Source organism: Burkholderia sp. KBS0801, assembly GCF_005937855.2.
Taxonomy (GTDB): Bacteria; Pseudomonadota; Gammaproteobacteria; order Burkholderiales; family Burkholderiaceae; genus Burkholderia; species Burkholderia ambifaria.
In genome coordinates this window covers 123,439-145,744 of record NZ_CP042177.1, presented here as the reverse complement: position 1 = coordinate 145,744, position 22,306 = coordinate 123,439, and the positions used below count along the sequence as shown (strand labels likewise).

The window sequence follows — 22,306 nt, the reverse complement described above, 5'->3', positions numbered from 1 at the left end:
TCATCGATTGGCAGCGTGCTACCGTGGCGTCGATTCGTGCCGGGGATGCACGCGGGAGCGTCGAGATGAAAGCCGGGGCAGTGGCGTGGGCTCCGCAATGCGACACGCAACGCGTCGCGCGCTGTGCGGCAAGTCGGTCGTGCGGATGGTGCGACGGGGCGAATCCACCGGCCGATTTATCCGTTACAAAGAGGAGAGGAAGACATGTTCACGCATAAAGTCGAGATCCGGCGGCTGCCGGAACTGCGCGGTTATGCGGTGGCGCATACAGGCGCGTACCTGAAGATCGGCGACGCGTTCGGACAGATCGGCGCGTGGGTCGGGCAGCACGGGCTGATCGGCCCCGGCGCGAAGATGATCGGAATCTTCTACGACGATCCCGATACCACGCCGCAAGCGCAGTTGCGCGCGAAAGCGTGCTTCGTGCCGGCCGACGGCGCGCCGGACGTCGAGCCGGCGCCGCCCGTCGAGCGCGTGACGGTCGCGGCTGGCGAGTACGCGGTGCTGCTGCATACGGGACCCTACGCGAACCTGAAGGCGGCTTACCAGTGGCTGTACGGCGACTGGCTGCGTCAGGCGGGCCGCGAAGCCGCCGACGCGCCGCCGTTCGAGCTGTATCTGAATACGCCGATGGATGCGGCGCCGGCCGACTTGCGCACCGAGATTCATTTGCCGCTGCGTTGATCGGCGGGCTGGAGCGTTACCCGGCCTGCGTCCCGCAGTTCGGACAGAAGCGCGCGTCGGCGGCCAGCGCCGCGTGGCAGCGGCTGCACGCGGTGCCGCGCTGCGATGCGCCGCACTGCGCGCAGAAACGCGCATCCGCCGCGTTGATCGCGCCGCAGCCCGCGCAGGCGAGCTGGCGCAGCGGCACGTTACCGCCCGGGCCGCGTTGCGCATCGGCCGACGGCTGCCGCCCCCAGCCGTGACGATCACGGCCGCGCGCTTCGTGGCCGCCGTGGCCTTCCCGGCCCGCTCCGCCGTGATGCCCGCCGCCATGGCCGCCATCACCGTGTCCGCCGGCATGACCACGCCCGTGGCCGCTCAGGATCCGTTTCAGAAAGCTCATCACCGGCACCTCATCGCTGCGTCTGCGCGCTGTCGAACACACCTGTTTTCGACAGCAGCCGCAACCCGTTGCCGACGACGATCAGGCTCGCGCCCGCGTCGGCGAACACGGCCATCCACATCGTGCCGAGCCCGGCGACCGTGAGGCCGAGGAATACGATCTTCACGCCGAGCGCGAAGCCGATGTTCTGCACCAGCACACGGTGCGTCGCGCGCGACAGCCGCACGAACGCGGGAATCTTGCGCAGGTCGTCGTCCATCAGCGCGACGTCGGCCGTCTCGATCGCCGTGTCGGTGCCCATCGCGCCCATCGCGAAGCCGATGTCGGCACGCGCGAGCGCCGGTGCGTCGTTGATCCCGTCGCCGACCATCCCGACCGCGCCCGCGCCGCCCGCCGACAGCTCCTCGACCGCCGCGAGCTTGTCCTCGGGCAACTGGTTGCCGCGCGCATCGTCGATGCCGGCCTGCTGCGCGATCGCCTGCGCGGTGTGCGGGTTGTCGCCGGTCAGCATCGCGGTGCGGATGCCGAGCGCGTGCAGGTCGGCGATCGCCGCGCGGCTGGTGTCCTTGATCGTGTCGGCCACCGCGAAGATGCCGAGCACGCGCGTATCGTCGACCAGCATCACGACGCTCTTGCCCTGCCGCTCGAGCGCGTCGAGCTTCGCCTCCAGCGCGGGCGAGCAGCGTTCGAGCTCCTCGACGAGCCGGTGGTTGCCGAGCCAGTAGCGTGCGCCGTCGATGGTGCCGCGCACGCCGCGCCCGACAAGCGCTTCGAACGCGTCCACCTCGGCGAACGCCGCCGTCTGCGCGTCGCGGGCCGCCACGGCGATCGCCTGCGACACCGGGTGATCGGAGCGCGCCGCGAGGCTCGCGCCGAGGTGGCGTATGCGTGCGGCGTCGACGTCCGTTGCATGCAGGTCGAAATCGGTCTGCACCGGCTTGCCGTGCGTGATCGTGCCGGTCTTGTCGAGCGCGAGCCACGCGAGCTTGCGGCCTTCTTCCAGATACACGCCGCCCTTCACGAGTATCCCGCGCCGTGCCGCGGCCGCGAGCCCCGACACGATCGTCACCGGCGTCGAGATCACCAATGCGCACGGGCACGCGATCACGAGCAGCACCAGCGCGCGGTAGATCCAGTCATGCCACGCGCCGCCCACCACGAGCGGCGGCGCCACCGCCACCAGCAGCGCGATCGCGAACACGATCGGCGTATAGACGCGGGCGAACTGGTCGACGAAGCGCTGCGTCGGCGCCTTCGCGCCCTGCGCTTGCTCGACCGCGTGGATGATCCGCGCGAGCGTCGAGTTGGCGGCAACCGCCGTCACGCGATAGTCGAACGAACCGGCCTCGTTGATCGTGCCCGCGTACACCGCATCGCCTGCCGTCTTGTCGACCGGCAGGCTCTCGCCGGTGATCGGCGCCTGGTTCACCGTCGAGCGGCCCGCGACGACTTCGCCGTCCAGCCCGATCCGCTCGCCCGGCTTCACGCGCACGACCGCGCCGAGCGCGACCTGCGCGGCCTCGATCGTGCGCCACGTGCCGTCGGCGCCCTGCACGGTCGCGGTGTCCGGCGCGAGCTGCATCAGCCCCTGGATCGCATTGCGCGCGCGGTCGAGCGACTTCGCCTCGATCAGCTCGGCGATCGTGAACAGCACCATCACCATCGCGGCTTCCGGCCACTGGCCGATCGCCATCGCGCCCGTCACCGCGATGCTCATCAGCGCGTTGATGTTCAGGTTGCCGTTGCGGATCGCGATCCAGCCCTTCTTGTAGGTGGTCAGCCCGCACGCGAGCACGGCCGCGAGCGCCAGCACGGCCGACAGCCACACCGGCAGGCCGGCCCAGCTCACGGCCTCGGATGCGATCGCGGCGACGCCGGCCAGCGCGAGCGGCCACCACGGCTTCGCGGGCGGCGGCGCGACGGGCGTCGCCGGCGCGTCGGCCGCAGCGGCCTCCGGCGTCATCCCGAGCGTGCGGATCGCGCTTTCGATCGCGGGCTGCGCGCCCGGCACGTGTTCGACGGTCAGCATCCGCTGCATCAGGTTGAATTCGAGCGCCGACACTTGCTGCATCCCGCCGAGCTTCTTGCGGATCAGCGTTTCCTCGGTCGGGCAGTCCATCTGCATGATCCGGAACGCGGAGCGCACGTGACCCGATGCGGTCGCCCGCGCGACCGGCAGCGGCGCGAGCGTCAGCGCGGCAGGCGCGCAGCAGGCGCCGGCGGCGTGGTCGTGGTCGTGGTCGTGGTCGTGGTCGTGGTCGTGGTCGTGGTCGTGGTCGTGGTCGTGGTCGTGGTCGTGGTCGTGGTCGTGGTCGTGGTCGTGACCAGCATGGTCATGCGCCGCATGGTCGGCGTGGTCGCCGTGGTCGCGCGCGGATGCGTGATCGTCGTCATGGTGGTGACCGCATCCACGCGGCTGCGCGCCGCGCGCTGCCGCGTCGCCGTGCGCATGGTCCGCCTGATCGCCGTGATCATGCCCCGTGCCATGCGCCGATGCGTGATCGTGGTCATGGTTGTGACCGCATCCATCCGGCTGCGCGCCGCGCGCTGCCGCGTCGCCATGCGCGTGCTCGCCGGCCGCCGGCCCCGCATCGGCAACGGTCGCCGCCTGCGTGTCGCGCGCGTCGGCGCTGCAGGTCGCGGCGCCGCCGGCATGACGGTGTCGTGGGTCGTGGGGACGCTGCGCGTCGGTCATGACAACCTCCTCTATGGCTTGACGGTGTAGAGTTAACACCCTGAAGCCACTACAAGGTCAACCCTTGCAACGGAGAAAGCCATGAAGATCGGCGAATTGGCCAAGGCGGCCCGCTGCACGCCCGAAACGATCCGTTTCTACGAGCGCGAGGGGCTGATGCCCGATGCGGAGCGCACCGATGCGAACTACCGCAACTACACCGACGTGCACGTCGAACGGCTGCGCTTCATCCGCAACTGCCGCGCGCTCGACATGGCGCACGACGAAATCCGCACGCTGCTGCAGCTCACCGACAGCCCGGCCGACCCGTGCGATTCGGTCAACACGCTGCTCGACGAGCACATCGGCCACGTCGATGCGCGCCTCGCCGAACTGACGCATCTGCGCGACCAGCTCACCGAATTGCGCCGCCAGTGCGTCGGCGAACATTCGGTGGAGGATTGCGGAATCGTGCACGGTCTTGCGACGATGGAAACCGTCGCGCCGGCCGCGAAGCGCTCGCACCTCGGCTGAAACCCTTGTGGAATATGATGGTCTAGTTAATACTAGTCATATTATTACTAGCCATAACATAACTATTCATGACATCGAGCCGCCCGTCTCCGCTCGCGCTCGCGGTCCTCGCGACACTCACCGAAACGCCGATGCATCCGTACGGGATGCTGCAGCAGCTGAAGGCGCGCGGCTACGACGAAGTCGTCAACGTGAGGCAGCGCACGAGCCTCTACCAGACGATCGACCGTCTGCTGCGCGACGGGCTGATCGCCGTGCACGACACCGAGCGCGATGGCGCGTTTCCCGAGCGCACGCTGTACACGCTGACCGAGGCCGGGCACACGGCCGGCCAGGCGTGGCTGCATGCGCTGCTCGCCGAGCCCGCGCGCGAGTTTCCGGCGTTCGGCGCCGGCCTTGCATTCCTGCCGCTGCTCGACGCGGAGGACGCACGCCACCAACTCGAGCGCCGCATCGCCGCGCTCGAAGCTGAGCGCGAACGTCTCGAGTCGTTGCGCAACGCCGCGCAGAACGATCAGGTGCCGCGCCTGTTCCTGCTGCAGAACGAGCATGCGCTCGTGCTGCTCAACGCGGAGCTCGACTGGGCCCGCAGCGTCGTCGAACACCTGAAGATCGGCGCGCTGCGCTGGGTTGACGGCTGACGCGCGTCACCGTCGGCTCGCGCCGCTCAAAGCACCTTGCCGGGATTGAGCAGGCCTGCCGGATCGAGCGCGGCCTTCAGGCGCCGCATCAGGCCGATTTCCGCTTCGCCGCGCGTGTGGCCGAGATAGGCTCGCTTGAGCATGCCGATGCCGTGCTCCGCCGACACCGAGCCGCCCATCTCGCGGACAACCGCATACACGCACCGATCGATCGCGTCGGCGTCCGAGTCGCGCATGCCTGCAAGCGATACGCCGATATGCACATTGCCGTCACCGACGTGGCCGAAGAACAAACACACGATGTCGGGCCAAAGCGCGCGCAATGCCCCTTCGCAGCGCTCGGCGAACATGCCGAGTTCGCCGGTCGGCAGGCTCACGTCGAAGTTCACCAGATGCGGCAGCGCATCGATGGCGAGGCCCTCGCGCAAGGTCCACAGGTCACGCGCCTGCCGCTCCGAGGTCGCGAGCGCGGCATCGTCCACCAACGCCATGTCGATCGCATCCTCGAGCGCGGTTTCCAGTGCCTCACGCGCATCGCCGCGCGGAGCGCTCGTCGCGCACTCGATCAGCACCGCGAAGCTGCCGTCGCCCGCGAACGGCGCGACGACGCCGGGCGTATGACTCGCCACGTAGTCGTAGAAAGCCGGCCACATCGCCTCGAAACTGACGATCTCCGGTAGTGCGCGCATGCGGTTCCACAACGCGACGACGGCGTCGTAGCCGTGCACCCGGCAGAGTGCGGTGGCCGGCGCGCCGAGCTTGGGATGCAGCCGCAGCACCGCGCGCGTGACGACGCCGAGCGTGCCTTCGCTGCCGATGAACAGCTGCTTCAGGTCGTAACCCGCGTTGTTCTTCAGCATCCGGTTCATCGACGACACCACGGTACCGTCGGCCAGCACCGCCTCGAGCCCGAGCACCTGCTCGCGCATCATGCCGTAGCGGATCGCGCGCGTGCCGCCCGCGTTGGTCGCGAGCATGCCGCCGATCTGGCACGAACCCCGCGCGCCGAGATCCACACCGAACGTGAAACCCGCCGCGTCCGCCGCTTCCTGCACTGTCTGCAGCGGCGTCCCGGCGCGCACCGTCATCGTCCCTGCCGCCGCGTCGATCGCTTCGACGCCGGCGAAACGTTCCAGTGACAGCACGACCTCGCCGCCCAGCGCGACCGCACCGCGCGCGAGCCCGGTGAGGCCGCCCTGCGGCACGACCGGCTGCCCGAGCCGCGTGCATAGCGCAAGCGTGCGCGACACGTCGTCGACGCTGCGCGGCCGCACCAGCGCGCGCGGTCGCACGCCGGCCGGCTCGTTGTATGCGGTGAAGTAGTGCGGATCGATGTCGGCCGCACGCGTGACGAGTGCGTCGCCCAGGCCGGCGACGAGCGCCGCCTCGAGCGCGTCGTCCGCCAGCGGCGCCGCGCCGTGACTGCCTTTCGTCGCAGCCGTATCCAGGCTCTGCATCGCGCGCGCCCGCTTACCGGGTGGAAATGTCGATGTCGCCGAAGTACTTCTGGCCGAGCGACTTCACCGTGCCGTCCGCCTTCAGCTTGTCGATCGCCGCATCGAGCTTCGCCTTCAGCGCGTCGTCGCCCTTGCGCAGGCCGAACGCGATCCCGCTGCCGAGAATCTTGTCGTCGCGCACCGGCTGACCGACGAACGAGAAGCCCTTGCCATCCGGACGCGACAGGAAGCCGCGCTGGCCGGCCGGCGCCAGCACCAGCGTCGCGTCGACGCGACCCGCCACGAGATCCGCATACGCCTGGTTCTGGTCCTGGTACGCGACGACCGACACGCCGGCCGGCTCCCAGTGCGCCTTCGCGTAGGTTTCCTGGATCGACGCCTGCAGCACGCCGACGCGCTTGCCCTTCAGCGATTCCGGCGTCGGCAGCAGGCCGCTGCCGGTGCGCGCGATCAGTTGCGTCGGCACGCGGTAGATGATCGTCGTGAAGTCGATCGCCTGGCGCCGCTGTTCGGTCGCATTCATTGCCGAGTTGATCGCGTCGAACTTGCGGCCCTTGAGCGCGGGAATCAATCCGTCGAACGACGTCTCGACCCACTTGCACGACAGCTTCGCGCTCTGGCAGACGGCATTGCCGACGTCGATGTCGAAGCCCTGCAGGTCGCCGTTCGGCGCCTTCGATTCGAACGGCGGGTATTGCGCCTCCAGGCCGAAACGCAGGGTCTGGCCGTCGGCGAACGCCGCACCGGCGCCGAGCGCGCATGCGAGTGCAAACGCGAGTTTCAGGGTGTGTCCGTGCTTCATCGTGATCTCCTGACTTGTCGACCGGCGCCGCGCTTCGGCGCGTGCTCCGGTCCCATCCGTGGCCATCGGTGCGACGTACATGTCGCCTGCTTGGGTGCGGGCTCGCGCCCGCGATTTACAGCGACCGCAACCGCCGCGCGCCTTCGATCAGCGTCGCGTCGTCCTTCGAGAAACTGAGGCGAATCACGCCCGCGTCGGTGCCGTCGGCATAGAACGCCGACAGCGGAATCGTCGCGACGCGCGCATCGCGGATCAGGCGCAGCACGAAGTCGCTGTCGCGCTCGTCGGAGAAGTGCCGGAACCGCGCGAGCATGAAGAACGAGCCTTCGCTCGACAGCAGCTCGAAGCGCGAATCGGCCAGCTCGCGCGCGAGCAGGTCGCGCTTGGCCTGGTAGAACGCCGACAGGCCGAGATAGCTTTCCGGCCGCGCGAGGATCTCCGCGAACGCGACCTGCATCGGCGTATCGGCCGAGAACACCATGAACTGGTGCACCTTGCGGATCTCGCCCATCAGCTCCGCCGGCGCGAGGCAATGGCCGACCCGCCAGCCCGTCACGTGGAACGACTTGCCGAACGACGACACGATCACGCTGCGCTCGGCCAGCTCGCGATGACGCGCGACGCTCTGGTGCTGCGCGCCGTCGAACACGACGTGCTCGTAGACTTCGTCGGACAACACCACGATGTCGGTATCGCGCGTGAGCTGCGCGAGCCGTTCGAGATCGTCGGCGGAAAACACCGTCGCGGTCGGGTTGTGCGGCGTGTTGACGATGATCATCCGCGTGCGCGGCGTGATCGCCGCGGCCACTTCGTCCCAGTTCACGCGGAAATGCCCGGACGACAGCTTGATCGCGACCGGCGTCGCGCCCTGCATCCGCACGATAGGCGCATAGCTGTCGAACGAGGGCTCGAAATAGATCACCTCGTCGCCCGGATGCACGAGCGCGCTGATCGCCGCGTAGAGCCCTTCGCTCGCGCTCGCGATCACCGTGATCTCGGTGCCGGGGTCGTAGCGCGCGCCGTACAGCACCTCGGTCTTTTCGGCGAGCCGCTCGCGCAGCGACGCGAGGCCGGCCATCGGCGCGTACTGGTTGTGGCCGTCGCGCATCGCGCGCGCGACGCCCTCGACGAGCGCCGGATCGGGCGCGAAATTCGGCGCGCCCTGCGACAGGTTCAGCGCATCGTGCTGCGCGGCGAGCTGGCCGATCACCGTGAAGATCGTCGTCCCGACGTCCGGCAGTTTCGAACGGGGCGTGGTGGCGCTTCGCATGACTCCTCCTTCTGATGTCCCTTCGGGCTGGCCCGCGCAACGCAACGCGCGCGGCCCGGCTCATGCGGGATGATTTAGCCCGAGCCAATAACCGCGGACAACCGAAAGTTCGTCATGGAGGCCATGCATTTTTCTCATGGCCCTGCATCAGAAAGGCGCGACGCCACGTTCGTGCCGCCGGCCGTGCATGCGAATCAGGCATTACCCGTAGGGCCGTGCGGCCGCAGCGGGCGTCACTCGTCCGCTGCCGCCAGATAGGCGCGCAGCACGGCCTGAAGCTCGGCGCGCAATGCGGCGAAATCGAGCGAGGGCCCGAGCGTGAGCAGCGCCTGCGACACGCCGCCGTAGCAGATCGTATGTGCCATCCGTGCGATCCCGTCGAGCCGCGCGGCCGGCGGCGGATCGGCGGCCTGCGCGAACGCGTCGCGCCACAGCGCGACATACGCGTCGTAATGCCGGCGGTACGCAGCGAGCGGCGACACCTGCCGCTCCAGCGCGAAGAAAGCGCTCCACAGCGCGGCGTCGGCGCCGATCGCGTCGACCTGCACATCCACCAGCGCGGCCGCGAGTTCGGCGCGCGGCACGCCGGCCAAGCCGTGCGCCGCGTCGCGCAGCCGGTCGGCCAGCGCCTGCACGCGCCGGTGGATGCACAGCGCGGCGAGGCTCTGCTTGTCGCCGAAGTATTCGTAGAAGGTGCCGATGCTCACGCCCGCGACGGCCGCGATCTCGCGGATCGTCGCCTTCGCGTAGCCGCGCTCGAGCAAAAGCTGAACGAAGGCCTGCAGGAGCGCGTCGGACGTGGCCTGCGCGCGCGACTGGCGCGGCCGGCGGCGCAACGCGGGCGCGGGTTGCGCCGCCGGCTGGCCGGGCGGCGCCGGAACCTGAACATGTCGCGGCGGCATATTTGCTACTCTGAAATTCAGCGGATAGACGTTTGACCGGAAGCCGGCGCTGGCGCGCGATCGCCAGTGGCACGGCACCCGCGCGGCAGACCGCGAAGCACGAGACCGGAGACAGCCCGATGACCGAATCGAACCATGCCGTCACGAACCAGTTCGACGAACTGGTCGACTATAACCTCTTCGCCACCGACATCGCGCTGCGCGACGCGCTGGCCCGAGCGGGCGCCAACTGGGCCGTGCCGCGACTCGACGCATACGGCGCGCGGCTCGGCAGCGCCGACACCGCACGCCTCGCCGACGAAGCGAACCGCCACACGCCGGAGCTGAACGCGTTCGACCGGCGCGGCCGGCGCATCGACCGCGTCGACTTCCATCCGGCCTGGCACACGCTGCTCGGCCTGTACCGCAACGAAGGCTTCGTGTCGCTCCCGTTCCGCGATACGCGCCCCGGCCGCTGGGCCGCGAGCGCCGCCGGCTTCTACCTGCACGGCCAGATCGAGGCCGGCACGCTGTGCCCGGCGACGATGACGCAGGCCGCGATTCCGGTGCTGCAGAAGGAGCCCGCGCTGTGGAACCTGCTGCGCGACAAGCTGTACAGCGACGACTACGATCCGCGCGACGTGCCGGTCGCCGACAAGCGCTCGATCTGGTTCGGCATGGGGATGACCGAGAAACAGGGCGGCTCCGACGTGCGCGCGAACACGACGCTCGCGACCGCGGTCGGCGCGGGCGGGCGCGGCGGCGAATACCGGCTGCGCGGCCACAAGTGGTTCTTCTCCGCGCCGATGTGCGACGCGCACCTGGTCGTCGCGCGCACCGAGGCCGGCGGCCCGTCGTGCTTCTACGTGCCGCGCTGGCGGCCGGACGGCACGAAGAACGCGGTCGAGATCCAGCGGCTGAAGAACAAGGTCGGCAACCGCAGCAACTCGAGCAGCGAGATCGAGCTGAACGACGCGTGGGGCATCATGCTCGGCGACGAAGGCCGCGGCATTCCGACCATCATCGAGATGGCCACCTACACGCGGCTGAGCTGCGTGCTCGGCAGCGCGGCGATGCTGCGCCAGGGCGTCGTGCAGGCGATCGCGTACACGCGCCAGCGCCATGCGTTCGGCCGCGCGCTCGCCGAGCAGCCGCTGATGCGCACCGTGCTCGCCGATCTCGCGCTCGAAAGCGAGGCCGCGCTCGCGCTCGCGATGCGGCTCGCCGACGCGTTCGAGCGCGACGACTCGCCGCGCGAACGCGCGTGGAAACGGATCGTCACGCCCGCCGCGAAGTTCTGGGTCTGCAAGCGCGCGGTCGAGCTGACCGGCGAGGTGATGGAAGTGTTCGGCGGCAACGGCTACGTCGACGACGGCCCGATCGCGCGGCTGTTCCGCGAAGCGCCGGTCAACTCGATCTGGGAAGGCTCCGGCAACGTGATGTGCCTCGACGTGCTGCGCGCGGTGTCGCGCGAACCCGACGCGGCCGCGGCGCTGCTCGCCGAACTAGCCGACCTCGGCGCGGGCGAACCGCGCATCCGCGCGGCGCTCGATGCGCTGCGCGCGATGCTCGCGGCGCCGGCCGACACGCTCGAGGCGTCGGGCCGCGTGTTCGCGCAACGGCTCGCGCTCGTCGCCCAGGCGTGCCTGCTGCGCCGCGATGCGCCGGCGGCGGTCGCCGACGCGTTCGTCGCGACGCGGCTCGCCGCGCCCGATTGGGGCCGCATCGCGGGCGGCTTCGATCCGCATGCGATCGACGTCGCCGCGCTGCTGCAGCGCGCGTACCCGGCCTGACGCCGGCCCGCTCACCCGAATTCGCGTTCGTTCGCCCGCCCGGAGCCTCGATGAACCTCGTCGCCGCCCTCGACCGCGCCGCCCGTGCGACGCCCGACAAACCGTTCCTCGTCAGCGAATCCGCGACGATCACGTATGCGGCCGCGCGCGAGCGTTCGCACCGCGCGGCGGCCGTGCTGAGCGCGCTCGGCGTCGCGGCCGGCGACCGCGTCGCCGCGATGTGCTTCAACACACCGGCCTTCGTCGACCTGATGTTCGGCGCATGGCGGCTCGGCGCGGCGTTCGTGCCGATCAACCACAAGCTGCAGGCGCCGGAAGTCGACTACGTGCTCGAACACAGCCGCAGCACCGCGCTGCTGTTCGACGTGGCGCTCGCGCCGGTGGTCGAGCGCGTCGTGCATCCGGCGCGGCGGCTCGTGACCGAGGGCGAGCTCGACGGCGTGCCGAACTTCGACACGATGTGCGCGACGATGGACGGCCTCGCGGGCATCGAGCCGGCCGACGGCGACATCGCGCAGATCCTCTACACGTCCGGCACGACCGGCCGCCCGAAGGGTTGCGTGCACAGTCATCGCACGGTGACGCTCGCGGCGATGCAGGCCGCGCTCGCGACCGGCATCGGCCGTAACGAACGCACGTTGATGGCGATGCCGATCTGGCATTCGTCGCCGCTGAACAACTGGTTCGGCGGCACGCTGTATGCGGGCGGCACCGTCGTGCTGCTGCGCGAATACCATCCGCTGCGCTTCCTGCAGACCATCGAGCGCGAGCGCGTGACGCTGTATTTCGGCGCGCCGGTGTCGTACACGCTGCCGCTCGACACGATCGACGGCTTCGCGGCGTTCGACCTGTCGAGCGTGCGCGCGTGGCTGTACGGCGGCGGCCCGATCGGCGCCACGCAGGCCGAACGGCTTGCCCGTGCGTATCGCAGTCACGCGTTCTTTCAGGTGTACGGAATGACGGAAGCGGGGCCCGCCGGCACGACACTGTATCCGGACGAGCAGGTCGCGAAGGCCGGCTCGATCGGCCGCCACGGCGGCCCGGGCGTCGACCTGAGGGTGGTGCGGATGGACGGCGTCGGTGCGCGGCCCGGCGAGACCGGCGAGATCTGGCTGAAGACCGACTCCATGATGCTCGGCTATCTCGACGACGCGGCCGCCACGCACGCCGCGTTCGCGCCGGACGGCTGGTATCGCACCGGCGACATCGCGCGGATCGATCAGGATGGCTATCTGTTCATCGTCGACCGGCTGAAGGACATGATCGTCACCGGCGGCGAGAACGTCTATTCGAAGGAAGTGGAGGACGTGCTCGGCGCGCATTCGGACATCGTGGAAGCGGCCGTCGTCGGCGTTCCGCATCCGGACTGGGGCGAGACGGTCGTCGCGCACGTGGTGATGCGGGCGAACGCGGCGCCCGATGCGGATGCGCTGCGTACGTTCTGCGGCGAGCGGCTCGCGGCGTACAAGGTACCGCGAGAGTTCGCGTTCGGGCAGGCGCTGCCGCGCACGCCGACCGGGAAGTTGCAGAAGTTCTTGCTGCGCGTGCGGCGTGAATAACGGTGATGCACGTGCGAGTCGCGCAACGGGCGTCGACGTGACACCGGCCATGTTCGTCTTCGCGCAACGGCAGGTACTTCGCCGAAGCGCTCCTGATACTTGCCGGCGTATACCCTCGCCCGGCGAATCGAATTGATGCCGGAACAGGCACATCGCCGGCCTTCCGACGAAAAGCGTAAGTGCCCGACTGACGTGGATGTGGGAGCCAGTTGCGCCAACGTCCGTGTGGCCTTCATTTACCGTTTGTGACGTTTCGATCCACCGACAAGCCGCGTCGGCTCAGGGATTCGCTCCGTTAGCGCCAATCTCGAAAAATATCCATTCAATCAATGTATTAACGTCGTTTCTTTCATTTTTATTTCCATATGAGAGAAACGATGCGCGAGGACCACGATGGTGAAGTTCAGGTCATACTGAGTGCGGCCCAGTTGGCTGCCGTACTGAAGCGCCAGACGATCAGTCCGGGCGAGATGTTGAGCAACCGGTTATGGGGCGGCCTGCACGTCGTGGGCGGCGTGCTTGAGATGGCAGGCGCTGCGGCGTTGTGCGTCGCGCCGGAACCGACCGGCCTCACCAAACTCGGTTGTGTCGCGTTCGGCGTACACGGCGCCGACACGGGGGCAGCCGGCCTGAACCAGGTCTGGACTGGGCGACAGACGAGCGCGCTATTGCAACACGGCGTGAGCAAGCTGGTCGAAGCGGCGAAAGCGCCGCCGGAAATGGCTGATCATGTCGGGCTGTCGCTGGAGCTTGCAGTGCCGTTCGGGCTCGCAGGCGCGATCAAGGCGATTCGTGCGTCGAGCATTACGGCGGGACGGATCAATCTGATGCAGCATGAGGCAAGGGCGACGAATCCGCGGCTCGGCGGGCATACCGTCGCGAGACACGTTGGAAAAACAGAGGCTCAACTACGCGAGAGATTGAAATACCAACCTTGGCTTGGCGCCGTGTCATCCTTCAACGACTTAAGAACCGCAGAATGGGCCGTTTCAGAAGTCCTACGAACCCACGCCCATCAGATCGAACGGTGGACTGCCTCAGCACATCGAAACAGCAAACAAAAATTCGTAAGTGACGTTGGACGCACTGTCGGTCAAATCATTACTCGGGAAGCTGACTCCAGCTTTATGTCACGTCGCGTAGCAGTAGTAATAAAGCTAACGGCCTATAATTCAATGCCATATTATATTTTAACTGCGTTTTTGCTATAATCGGACCCACAAATGCATGAAAAGCACTTTGAGCTCGACCAATTCATATCCATTTATTTCGGAGAAGATTCTGATCTCTTTGGAAATACAATTCCAGAAATCATCGCCGATTACATAGGATGCAGCACGCCATCAGACAGAGAAAAGTTGATTGCTCAGATAGACGATTTCCTAGCTCGCCATCCGCATGATCTGGATGAGGCTTTTGATAACACATGGGCCCCGCAATTCAGCGTGAGATTATGGGGGCATACGGCACGATCCTTCCTCGACCAAGTCAAAAACCTGCTCCGCCAATAAAAAAACAAAACCCGCCGCAAGCGCTTCGCGCTCGCGGCGGGCCCGGCAGGCTCACCGGCACCGCACAATTCCGCGGGCCGGCAACCAGCCTGCCACACCGTGCGGCTTACTTCCCGCCGATGCTCTTCAGCGGCTTCCACTCGCCCTTCTCGACCTTGTACATCGTGATGCCGCCGTTCTTCAGGTCGCCCTTCGCGTCGTACGCGACGTGGGTCGACGTGACGCCGGCCATGTCGGTCTTCGCGAGCACCGGCAGATACTTCGCCGGATCGGTCGAATCGGCCTTCTTCATCGCGTTCAGCATCGCCATCGCGCCGTCGTACGCGTACGGCGAGTAGGTCTGCACGTCTTCGCCGAAACGCTTCTTGTACTTCTCGGCGTACGACTTGCCGCCCGGCATTTCGTCGAGCGGGAGGCCGGCCAGCGATGCGATCGTGCCTTCGGCCGCGTTGCCCGCGATCTTCAGGAACGTCGGCGTCTTCACCATTTCGCCGCTCATCAGCGGTGCGGTCATGCCGAGCGCCTTCATCTGCTTGACCATCGGCGCTGCCTGCGAATCCGCGCCGCCGTAGTAGACGAGATCCGGCTTCGCCGCCTTCAGCTTGGTCAGGATCGCCTTGAAGTCGACGGCCTTGTCGTTCGTGAATTCACGGTCGACGATCGTCGCGCCGCCGGCCTTCGCGGCCTTCTCGAACTGGTCGGCGAGACCCTGGCCGTAGGCCGTGCGGTCGTCGACGATCGCGATCTTCTTCATGCCGAGATCCTTCGACGCGAACGTGCCCGCCACCGAGCCCTGCTGCGTGTCGGACGTCATCATGCGGAAGGTCGTCTTGTAACCCTGCTGCGTGTATTCCGGCGCCGTCGCCATCGCGATTTCCGGAATGCCGGCGTTCGCGTAGATGCGCGAGGCCGGGATCGTCGTGCCCGAGTTGAAGTGGCCGAGCATGCCCTTGATGCCGTCGTCGACGAGCTTCTGCGCAACCGTCGTGCCGGTGCGCGGGTCAGCCTGGTCGTCCTGCGTCTCGAGCATGAACTTCACCGGCTTGCCGCCGATCTTCGGGTTCGTCGCGTTGAAGTCTTCCAGCGCGAGCGCGATCCCGTTCTGCATATCCTTGCCGTAGTGAGCCTGGGCGCCCGTCATCGGCCCTGCGTAACCGATCTTCACGTCGTCCGCATGGGCCGTCCCCGCCAGCGACATGACAGCGACGAACGTCGCGCCTGCCACCTTTTTCATCGTGTGTTGCATAGCATCTCCTTGGTACCAGGGTAAATGGAGCGGCTTCGGGATCGCCTTGCCGCTTCCTTTGTTTGATCCGAACGGCAAGGATGGTCAGCCGATCGTCATCAAATTCGCATTGCCGCCCGCCGCGGCCGTGTTCACGCTGACCGAGCGCTCGGTCAGCAGCCGCTCGAGCGCGTAGTCTTCCGCGTCGCCGTTCTCGAACGCGCCCGCCGACACGCCCTGCACCGACACGATCGGGCCCGGCCGCTGCGCGACGTCCTTCACGAGCGTCTGCAGCTCGTCGCTGTCGCCTTCGAACAGCACCGCGTCGAACGGCGCGTCGGGCTGCTTGCGCACGGTCGCATGCGCCTTCAGCGCAGCCGGCAGCGCCGCGACCAGCGCCTCGCCCGCCGCACCGGCGAACAATGCGCGGTTGCCCGTCGCCAGCACCGCCGCGAACTGCGCACGCGCACCGCTCGGCGTCGCCGCGACGCACAGCACCGTGCCGCGCGGGCCGAGTGTATACGTGTTTCGCTCGCCCGTCGGGCCGGTCAGCACCGCGGTCGCGCCAGCCGGCACCTGCGCGAGGTAGCCGTCGCAGCGCGCGGCCAGCGCCGGTTCGCGCTGCTCGATCAGCCAGTCGCGCAGCGTGGTGAGCGCCGCCGCCGGGTTGCCGCGCTGGTCGCCTTCGACCGTGCCGTCCGCGATCAGCATCTGCGCGAGCGAACGCGGCAGGCCCGACGGACGCGTCGCGAGCAGGCGCTGCAGGTACAGCGCGCCGCCGGCCTTCGGGCCCGTGCCCGACAGCCCTTCGCCGCCGAACGGCTGCACACCGACCACCGCGCCGATCACGTTGCGGTTCACGTAGATGTTGCCGACGTGCGCGTTCGAGATCACGTGTGCGATCGTCTCGTCGATCCGCGTGTGGATCCCGAGCGTCAGGCCGTAACCGGTCGCGCGGATCTGCTCGAGCAGCTTGTCGAGCTGATTGCGGCGGTAGCGCACGACGTGCAGCACGGGGCCGAACACCTCACGCTTGAGCTCGTCGATGCTGCCGATCTCGATCAGCGTCGGCGGCACGAACGTGCCGTGCGCACAGGCTTCCGGCGCCGGCAGCTGCGTGACCGTGTGGCCCTTGTCCTTCATCGTCGCGACGTGCGTGTCGATCGTCTGCTTCGCTTCGGCGTCGATCACCGGGCCGACGTCGGTCGACAGACGGTCCGGGTTGCCGAGCGCCAGCTCGTGCATCGCGCCCTTGAGCATCGTCAGCGTGCGGTCCGCGACGTCGTCCTGCAGACACAGAACGCGCAGCGCCGAACACCGTTGACCGGCCGAGTCGAACGACGACTGCAGCACGTCCGCGACCACCTGCTCCGCGAGCGCCGACGAGTCGACGATCATCGCGTTCTGGCCGCCCGTTTCCGCGATCAGCGGAATCGGCTTGCCGTCCGGGTCGAGGCGCGCGGACAGCGTCTTGTTGATGAGGCGCGCGACTTCGGTCGAGCCGGTGAACATCACCGCGCGCGTGCGCGAATCGGCGACCAGCGCCGCGCCGACGGTTTCGCCGGTGCCCGGCAGCAACTGCACCGCGCCGGCCGGCACGCCGGCCTCGCGCAGCAGGCGCACGGCCTGCGCGGCGATCAGCGGCGTCTGTTCGGCCGGCTTCGCGAGCACCGTGTTGCCGGCTGCCAGCGCAGCGGCCACCTGGCCCATGAAGATCGCGAGCGGGAAGTTCCACGGGCTGATGCAGACCACCGGGCCGAGCGGCCGGTGCGTGTCGTTCGAGAATTCGTCGCGGATCTGCGCCGCGTAGTAGCGCAGGAAGTCGACGGCTTCGCGGATTTCGGCGATCGCGTTCGGCAGCGACTTGCCGGCCTCGCGCACGATCAGGCCCATCAGCGTGTGCATCTGCGCTTCGAGCAGGTCGGCCGCGCGCACCAGGCAGTCGGCGCGCGCATCGACCGGCGTCGCCTGCCAGATCGGCGCGGCAGCCACCGCATGCGCGAGCGCCGCGCTCACGTGTTCGGCCGTCGCTTCGCTGACCGTGCCGACCACGTCGCGCAGGTCAGCCGGGTTGCGCACGTCGCGCGCCGGTGCGTCGGCGAGCGCGTCGTCGGCGAGCATCGGCGCCGCGCGCCACGGATGATGCGCGCTCGCGAGCAGCGCGGACGACAGCGACGCGAGACGGTGTTCGTTCGACAGGTCGAGGCCCATCGAATTGGGACGCTCGTCGCCGTACAGGTTGCGCGGCAGCGGGATCTTCGCGTGCGGCGCACCGAGCGGCACGATCTTCGACGCCTCGTCGACCGGATCGGCGACCAGTTCCTTCACCGACACGGTCTTGTCGGCGATGCGGTTCACGAACGACGTGTTCGCGCCGTTCTCGAGCAGGCGGCGCACTAGGTACGCGAGCAGCGTTTCATGCGTGCCGACCGGCGCGTACACGCGGCACGGACGGTTCAGCTTGTCGCGGCCCGTGACTTCCTCGTACAGCGGCTCGCCCATCCCGTGCAGGCACTGGAATTCGTACTGGCCCGGGTAGTAGTTGTGGCCGGCGAGGTGATAGATCGCGGCCAGCGTGTACGCGTTGTGCGTCGCGAACTGCGGGTAGACGGCGTCGGGCGCCGCGAGCAGCTTCTTCGCGCACGCGAGGTACGACACGTCCGTGTAGATCTTGCGCGTGTAGACCGGATAGCCTTCGAGGCCGTCGACCTGCGCGCGCTTGATTTCGCTGTCCCAGTACGCGCCCTTGACCAGGCGGATCATCAGGCGGTGACGGCTGCGGCGCGCGAGATCGATCAGGTAGTCGATCACGAACGGGCAGCGCTTCTGGTAGCCCTGCACGACGAAGCCGATGCCGTTCCAGCCCGCGAGCTCCGGATCGAAGCACAGCGCCTCGAGCAGGTCGAGCGACAGTTCGAGACGGTCGGCTTCTTCCGCGTCGATGTTCAGGCCGATGTCGTAGCGGCGCGCGAGCAGCGCCAGCGCGCGCACGCGCGGCAGCAGTTCGCTCATCGTGCGGTCCTGCTGCGAGCGCGCGTAGCGCGCGTGCAGCGCCGACAGCTTGATCGAGATGCCCGGGCCTTCGTAGATGCCGCGGCCGCCGGCCGCCTTGCCGATCGCGTGGATCGCCTGCTCGTACGACGCGTAGTAGCGCAGCGCGTCCTCTTCGGTCGTCGCCGCTTCGCCGAGCATGTCGTACGAGTAGCGGAAGCCGCGCGCTTCGTACTTGCGGCTGTTCGCGAGCGCCTCGGAAATCGTCTCGCCGGTGACGAACTGCTCGCCCATCAGGCGCATCGCCATGTCGACGCCCTTGCGGATCAGCGGCTCGCCGCCGCGGCCAATCAGGCGCGTGAGTGCCGACGACAGGCCCGCTTCGCTGTTGGTCGTCACGAGCTTGCCGGTGATCATCAGCCCCCAGGTCGCCGCGTTCACGAACAGCGACGGCGCGTGGCCGACGTGCGAGCGCCAGTCGCCCTTGCTGATCTTGTCGCGGATCAGCGCATCGCGCGTCGCGCGATCGGGAATGCGCAGCAGCGCTTCGGCGAGACACATCAGCGCGACGCCTTCCTGGCTCGACAGCGAGAACTCGTGGATCAGCCCTTCGACGCCGCCGCCCGAGTTCTTCTCGCGCAGCGCCTCGACGAGCGTCGTCGCGAGCGCCTGCGCATCGGCCTGCAGGTTGGCCGGCAGGCGCGCCTGGCCCAGCAGGAACGGCACGCATTCCGGCTCGGGGCGGCGATACGCGGCCGTGATCGCCGCGCGCAGCACCGATTGCGGCTGCACGTTCTGCGCGAACTCGAGGAACGGATGCGGCGAGTTGTCGTCGTCGCTGTCCGCCGCCTGACCGTCGGCGAGCTCCGTCACGCCGCTGTGGCCCGACAGCTCGGGCGGCAACTGGCCGTGCTCGATCCGCTCGAGATACGCGAAGATCGCCTGCTTGATCAGCCAGTGGGGAGTGCGCTCGAGACGCGCGGCCGCGTCTTTCAGGCGCGAGCGGAGAAGGTCGTCGACTTTGACGCCGAGAGTCGTGCTTGCCATGGTGGGTTCGTGCGCCGGTGCGGGCCCGGCAATGTGGTGTGAGAGGATGCGCGAAATCCTACGGCACGCAATAAAAAGGTGCAACCGAATTGCGAGATTGGTTGCACCCACAAGTTAGCCAATATAATCAGCCACTTAGATCGTTGCAACCTAGGGGTTGCCCGTGGTGGGCGGATCGGTGTTTTCCCTGATCGGGCCGATTTGGCGCGCGTGGGCAACCCGCGGGGTGAAGGGCGGAGAGGAAAAATGGTTGCACTGGGCGGCCGGGCGGGCGCCCCAAGCGGGTGTGGAAAGGGGCTCGACGGCCGGCCCGGGTGCCACGTGGTGGGCGCGCGGCCCGACGGCTGCGGCGCGTGCCGCTCGGATCAGATATCCAGCGGATCGACCTCGAGGCTCCACCGGTGTACGCCCTTCAGCGCACGCAGCTCCGGCTGCCAGGCGCGCAACGCATGCTGCAGGGCCGCCCGCGACGCGCTTTCGAGCAGCAGCTGCGCGCGGTGGACGTTCGCGACCTTCACAATCGTCATCGGCACCGCGTCGTATACGGTCACCCGATCGGCGCCCGGCAGCCCCGGCAGCGCGGCGGCGGCCTGCAGCAGGAACGCGAGCGCCGCGTCGAGCGTGCGTCCTTCGGCGCGCAGCAGCGCCTGGTAGACGAACGGCGGCAGGTGCGCGTCGCGGCGCTCGCCGAGCGTCGAATTCGCGAAGCCGACGTAATCCTGCCGGCCGAGCGCGTGATACAGCGCGTGACGCGGGTAACGCGTCTGCACGAGCACCTCGCCGGGCAGCCCGGCGCGCCCCGCGCGGCCGCTCACCTGCATCAGCTGCGCGAACAGCCGCTCGCTCGCGCGGAAGTCGTGCGAGAACAGCGCGGTATCCGCATTGAGCACGCCGACGAGCGACACGCGCTGGAAATCGTGCCCCTTCGCGATCATCTGCGTGCCGACCAGGATGTCGACTTCACCGGCGTGCACGTCCGAGAACAACGCCTGCGCGCTGCCCTTGCGTCGTGTGCTGTCCGCGTCGATCCGCAGGATCCGCGCGCCCGTCACGGCCTCGGCGAGCGCCTCCTCGATGCGCTGCGTGCCGCGCCCGAGCGGCGCGATGTCGACATTCCCGCATTCCGGGCACGAGCGCGGAATACGCGCTTCCCAGCCGCAGTGATGGCAACGCAGCGCATGCTCGGGCTTGTGCAGCACGACGTAGGCGCTGCAGCGCGGGCAACCGGCGACCCAGCCGCACGCGTCGCACGCGAGCTGCGGCGCGTAACCGCGCCGATTCAGGAACACGAGACTCTGTTCGCCGCGCTCGAGCCGCGCCTTCAGCGCCGCGACGAGCGGCCCCGACAGCCCGCCCAGCGACGCGCGCCCGCGCCGCCGCTCCTCTTCGAGATCGATCAGCCGCACGGTGGGCAGCGTCGCGTCGGCCACCGCGCGGCGCGACAGCGTGAGCCGCGTGTAGCGCCCCTGCTCGGCCTGCCACCAGCTTTCGAGCGACGGCGTCGCGGAACCGAGCACGACCGGAATGCCGAGATGTTTCGCGCGCCACACCGCGAGGTCGCGCGCCGAATAGCGCAACCCTTCCTGCTGCTTGTACGCGGGCTCGTGCTCCTCGTCGACGACGATCAGCGCGAGCGTCGGCAGCGACGCGAGCACCGCGAGCCGCGTGCCGAGCACGATCCGCGCGCGGCCCGTGTGAGCGGCGAGCCAGTTGCGCGCGCGTTCGCCCTCGGCGAGCCCGCTGTGCAGCGTGACGATCGCGTCGTCCGCGAGGGTGCCCGCGAAGCGCGCGCGAAACGCGGCCTCGAACTGCGGCGTCAGGTTGATTTCGGGCACGAGCACGAGCGCCTGCGCGTCGGGCCGCACGTCGAGCAGCGCGGCAAGCGCATGCAGATAGACCTCGGTCTTGCCGCTGCCCGTCACGCCATGCAGCAGGAACGGCGCAAAACCCTGCGCGGCGCGGATCGCGTCGAGCGCCTCGGCCTGCTGGTCGGTGAGCGCTGGCGGCACAGCTCGTCCACTGGTTGTCGACAGGTTATCCACAGCTTTGGGCACAGGCGCATCGGCCCAGCCGATTTCTTCGATCGCCACCCAGCCGCGCGCCGCCCAGTCGTCGAGCGTGGCGGCCGCCTTCGGATGCAACGCACGCACGTCGGGCAACGTCAGCGAATCGATGTCGGCGAGCGCCTGCGCGAGCCGCCGCAGCGCGGCCCCGCGCGCGGGCAGTGCGTCGGGAAGCGCGGCGCGGCCGGCTTCGCTCAGCCGGTAGCGGACCTCCGGCGCGAGCAGCCGCCCCCAGCGCTGCGCATCGCGCAACGCCTGCGGCAACGCGGGCAGCGCGACTTCGCCGCGGCCGCGCTGGTAGTAATCGGCCGCGAACGACACGAGCGCGAGCCAGTCGGGCGCCAGCGGCGGCAGTTCGGTACAGATTGCGTCGATCGTGCGCAACCGGGACGGCGGCACGTCGGTGTGAGTCGTCACTTCGCATACGAGCCCGACGACTTGCCGCTTGCCGAACGGCACCTGGACGAGCGTGCCGGGCTCGGGCGCCGGCTGGACGTCGCAGCGGTAGTCGAACAGGGTGGCGAGCGGGTGGTCGAGCGCGACGCGCAGGTAGGTATCGGCCATCAGCGCGCTCCGGTGGCGGTTCGCAGCGCGCGAACGGCCGGCGCCCACGTTCGCGTCAAGGTGGCGAACTTAAAGTAAAACTTCAGATTCGGCGCTAAGTTTTGGATTCGCATTAGGAATCGCCGTATACCCTGACCAGCCTGTGGATAACTTTGTTGAGAACTCGCCGTTCAACAGCCGCAAAGCGCGCGGGGCCGTGCTTTCCGCCGATTTGGCCCGCCCGCTGCC

General features: G+C 68.5%; 17 protein-coding genes. 8 read left to right on the top strand and 9 right to left on the bottom strand.

Features of this window, described 5'->3' with window-relative positions:
- Positions 1 to 204: 204 nt before the first annotated feature.
- On the top strand, positions 205 to 684 hold the full coding sequence (locus tag FFI87_RS00670) for a GyrI-like domain-containing protein (RefSeq protein WP_138848439.1): 480 nt from the start codon (positions 205 to 207) through the stop codon (positions 682 to 684).
- A 16-nt stretch (positions 685 to 700) separates the two neighbouring features.
- On the opposite strand, the gene FFI87_RS00665 is transcribed toward FFI87_RS00670, so the two are convergent.
- Together FFI87_RS00665 and FFI87_RS00660 are read right to left on the bottom strand one after the other, a co-directional pair.
- Positions 701 to 1,066: a zinc ribbon domain-containing protein gene (locus tag FFI87_RS00665; RefSeq protein ID WP_138848440.1), complete on the bottom strand. Its 366-nt coding sequence runs from the start codon at positions 1,064 to 1,066 to the stop codon at positions 701 to 703.
- Between the two features lie 10 nt (positions 1,067 to 1,076).
- The gene (locus FFI87_RS00660; RefSeq protein WP_138848520.1) at positions 1,077 to 3,191 is read right to left on the bottom strand and encodes a heavy metal translocating P-type ATPase; all 2,115 of its coding nucleotides are present in this window, start codon (positions 3,189 to 3,191) and stop codon (positions 1,077 to 1,079) included.
- On the opposite strand from FFI87_RS00660, the gene FFI87_RS34740 reads away from it, so the two are divergent.
- The 3 genes from FFI87_RS34740 to FFI87_RS00650 all read left to right on the top strand — a co-directional run bounded on the left by FFI87_RS34740 (position 3,129) and on the right by FFI87_RS00650 (position 4,915).
- Positions 3,129 to 3,791: a hypothetical protein gene (locus FFI87_RS34740; protein ID WP_261378575.1), complete on the top strand. Its 663-nt coding sequence runs from the start codon at positions 3,129 to 3,131 to the stop codon at positions 3,789 to 3,791. The two genes, FFI87_RS00660 and FFI87_RS34740, sit on opposite strands and share 63 nt — an antisense overlap.
- Before the next feature lie 51 nt (positions 3,792 to 3,842).
- A complete protein-coding gene (gene cadR / locus FFI87_RS00655) occupies positions 3,843 to 4,274 on the top strand; it encodes a Cd(II)/Pb(II)-responsive transcriptional regulator (RefSeq protein ID WP_012362781.1) in 432 nt (143 codons plus the stop codon).
- Between the two features lie 68 nt (positions 4,275 to 4,342).
- Positions 4,343 to 4,915 (top strand): PadR family transcriptional regulator, encoded by a 573-nt coding sequence (locus tag FFI87_RS00650; RefSeq protein WP_138846885.1) that lies wholly within the window; start codon positions 4,343 to 4,345, stop codon positions 4,913 to 4,915.
- A 26-nt stretch (positions 4,916 to 4,941) separates the two neighbouring features.
- On the opposite strand, the gene FFI87_RS00645 is transcribed toward FFI87_RS00650, so the two are convergent.
- The 4 genes from FFI87_RS00645 to FFI87_RS00630 all read right to left on the bottom strand — a co-directional run bounded on the left by FFI87_RS00645 (position 4,942) and on the right by FFI87_RS00630 (position 9,346).
- On the bottom strand, positions 4,942 to 6,372 hold the full coding sequence (locus tag FFI87_RS00645; RefSeq protein ID WP_138846886.1) for an FAD-binding oxidoreductase: 1,431 nt from the start codon (positions 6,370 to 6,372) through the stop codon (positions 4,942 to 4,944).
- A gap of 13 nt (positions 6,373 to 6,385) precedes the next feature.
- Positions 6,386 to 7,174 carry an ABC transporter substrate-binding protein gene (locus FFI87_RS00640; RefSeq protein ID WP_012362778.1) on the bottom strand — a complete coding sequence of 263 codons (789 nt, stop codon included), beginning with the start codon at positions 7,172 to 7,174 and terminating at the stop codon, positions 6,386 to 6,388.
- Between the two features lie 115 nt (positions 7,175 to 7,289).
- Positions 7,290 to 8,444 (bottom strand): pyridoxal phosphate-dependent aminotransferase, encoded by a 1,155-nt coding sequence (locus FFI87_RS00635; RefSeq protein WP_138846887.1) that lies wholly within the window; start codon positions 8,442 to 8,444, stop codon positions 7,290 to 7,292.
- 233 nt (positions 8,445 to 8,677) lie between these two features.
- Positions 8,678 to 9,346, bottom strand: a complete 669-nt coding sequence (locus tag FFI87_RS00630) for a TetR/AcrR family transcriptional regulator (RefSeq protein WP_138846888.1) — start codon at positions 9,344 to 9,346, stop codon at positions 8,678 to 8,680.
- A 119-nt stretch (positions 9,347 to 9,465) separates the two neighbouring features.
- Between FFI87_RS00630 and FFI87_RS00625 the strand changes: the two genes are divergently transcribed.
- The 4 genes from FFI87_RS00625 to FFI87_RS00610 all read left to right on the top strand — a co-directional run bounded on the left by FFI87_RS00625 (position 9,466) and on the right by FFI87_RS00610 (position 14,188).
- On the top strand, positions 9,466 to 11,118 hold the full coding sequence (locus FFI87_RS00625; protein WP_138846889.1) for an acyl-CoA dehydrogenase family protein: 1,653 nt from the start codon (positions 9,466 to 9,468) through the stop codon (positions 11,116 to 11,118).
- Positions 11,119 to 11,168: 50 nt separating this feature from the next.
- The gene (locus tag FFI87_RS00620) at positions 11,169 to 12,677 is read left to right on the top strand and encodes a class I adenylate-forming enzyme family protein (protein ID WP_138846890.1); all 1,509 of its coding nucleotides are present in this window, start codon (positions 11,169 to 11,171) and stop codon (positions 12,675 to 12,677) included.
- Between the two features lie 377 nt (positions 12,678 to 13,054).
- A complete protein-coding gene (locus tag FFI87_RS00615) occupies positions 13,055 to 13,888 on the top strand; it encodes an RNase A-like domain-containing protein (protein WP_138846891.1) in 834 nt (277 codons plus the stop codon).
- Positions 13,889 to 13,900: 12 nt separating this feature from the next.
- Entirely contained in the window at positions 13,901 to 14,188 is a 288-nt protein-coding gene (locus FFI87_RS00610; RefSeq protein ID WP_138846892.1) for a contact-dependent growth inhibition system immunity protein, read from the top strand.
- A gap of 106 nt (positions 14,189 to 14,294) precedes the next feature.
- On the opposite strand, the gene FFI87_RS00605 is transcribed toward FFI87_RS00610, so the two are convergent.
- The 3 genes from FFI87_RS00605 to FFI87_RS00595 all read right to left on the bottom strand — a co-directional run bounded on the left by FFI87_RS00605 (position 14,295) and on the right by FFI87_RS00595 (position 22,078).
- Positions 14,295 to 15,434, bottom strand: coding sequence for a branched-chain amino acid ABC transporter substrate-binding protein (locus FFI87_RS00605; RefSeq protein ID WP_138846893.1), 1,140 nt, complete (start codon positions 15,432 to 15,434; stop codon positions 14,295 to 14,297).
- 84 nt (positions 15,435 to 15,518) lie between these two features.
- Positions 15,519 to 19,451, bottom strand: coding sequence for a trifunctional transcriptional regulator/proline dehydrogenase/L-glutamate gamma-semialdehyde dehydrogenase (putA, locus tag FFI87_RS00600; RefSeq protein WP_138846894.1), 3,933 nt, complete (start codon positions 19,449 to 19,451; stop codon positions 15,519 to 15,521).
- Positions 19,452 to 19,816: 365 nt separating this feature from the next.
- Positions 19,817 to 22,078, bottom strand: coding sequence for a primosomal protein N' (locus FFI87_RS00595; protein WP_138846895.1), 2,262 nt, complete (start codon positions 22,076 to 22,078; stop codon positions 19,817 to 19,819).
- Between the last annotated feature and the right edge of the window lie 228 nt (positions 22,079 to 22,306).

What these genes read in the sequence shown, in the direction of transcription:
- FFI87_RS00625 (WP_138846889.1), top strand. Translation starts at nt 9,466, where the DNA reads ATGACCGAATCGAACCATGCCGTCACGAACCAGTTCGACGAACTGGTC.
- FFI87_RS00645 (WP_138846886.1), bottom strand. Translation starts at nt 6,372, where the DNA reads ATGCAGAGCCTGGATACGGCTGCGACGAAAGGCAGTCACGGCGCGGCG.
- FFI87_RS00650 (WP_138846885.1), top strand. Translation starts at nt 4,343, where the DNA reads ATGACATCGAGCCGCCCGTCTCCGCTCGCGCTCGCGGTCCTCGCGACA.
- putA (WP_138846894.1), bottom strand. Translation starts at nt 19,451, where the DNA reads ATGGCAAGCACGACTCTCGGCGTCAAAGTCGACGACCTTCTCCGCTCG.
- FFI87_RS00620 (WP_138846890.1), top strand. Translation starts at nt 11,169, where the DNA reads ATGAACCTCGTCGCCGCCCTCGACCGCGCCGCCCGTGCGACGCCCGAC.
- FFI87_RS00660 (WP_138848520.1), bottom strand. Translation starts at nt 3,191, where the DNA reads ATGCAGATGGACTGCCCGACCGAGGAAACGCTGATCCGCAAGAAGCTC.
- FFI87_RS00610 (WP_138846892.1), top strand. Translation starts at nt 13,901, where the DNA reads ATGCATGAAAAGCACTTTGAGCTCGACCAATTCATATCCATTTATTTC.
- cadR (WP_012362781.1), top strand. Translation starts at nt 3,843, where the DNA reads ATGAAGATCGGCGAATTGGCCAAGGCGGCCCGCTGCACGCCCGAAACG.
- FFI87_RS00665 (WP_138848440.1), bottom strand. Translation starts at nt 1,066, where the DNA reads ATGAGCTTTCTGAAACGGATCCTGAGCGGCCACGGGCGTGGTCATGCC.
- FFI87_RS00630 (WP_138846888.1), bottom strand. Translation starts at nt 9,346, where the DNA reads ATGCCGCCGCGACATGTTCAGGTTCCGGCGCCGCCCGGCCAGCCGGCG.
- FFI87_RS00635 (WP_138846887.1), bottom strand. Translation starts at nt 8,444, where the DNA reads ATGCGAAGCGCCACCACGCCCCGTTCGAAACTGCCGGACGTCGGGACG.
- FFI87_RS00615 (WP_138846891.1), top strand. Translation starts at nt 13,055, where the DNA reads ATGCGCGAGGACCACGATGGTGAAGTTCAGGTCATACTGAGTGCGGCC.
- FFI87_RS00605 (WP_138846893.1), bottom strand. Translation starts at nt 15,434, where the DNA reads ATGCAACACACGATGAAAAAGGTGGCAGGCGCGACGTTCGTCGCTGTC.
- FFI87_RS00640 (WP_012362778.1), bottom strand. Translation starts at nt 7,174, where the DNA reads ATGAAGCACGGACACACCCTGAAACTCGCGTTTGCACTCGCATGCGCG.
- FFI87_RS00670 (WP_138848439.1), top strand. Translation starts at nt 205, where the DNA reads ATGTTCACGCATAAAGTCGAGATCCGGCGGCTGCCGGAACTGCGCGGT.
- FFI87_RS00595 (WP_138846895.1), bottom strand. Translation starts at nt 22,078, where the DNA reads ATGGCCGATACCTACCTGCGCGTCGCGCTCGACCACCCGCTCGCCACC.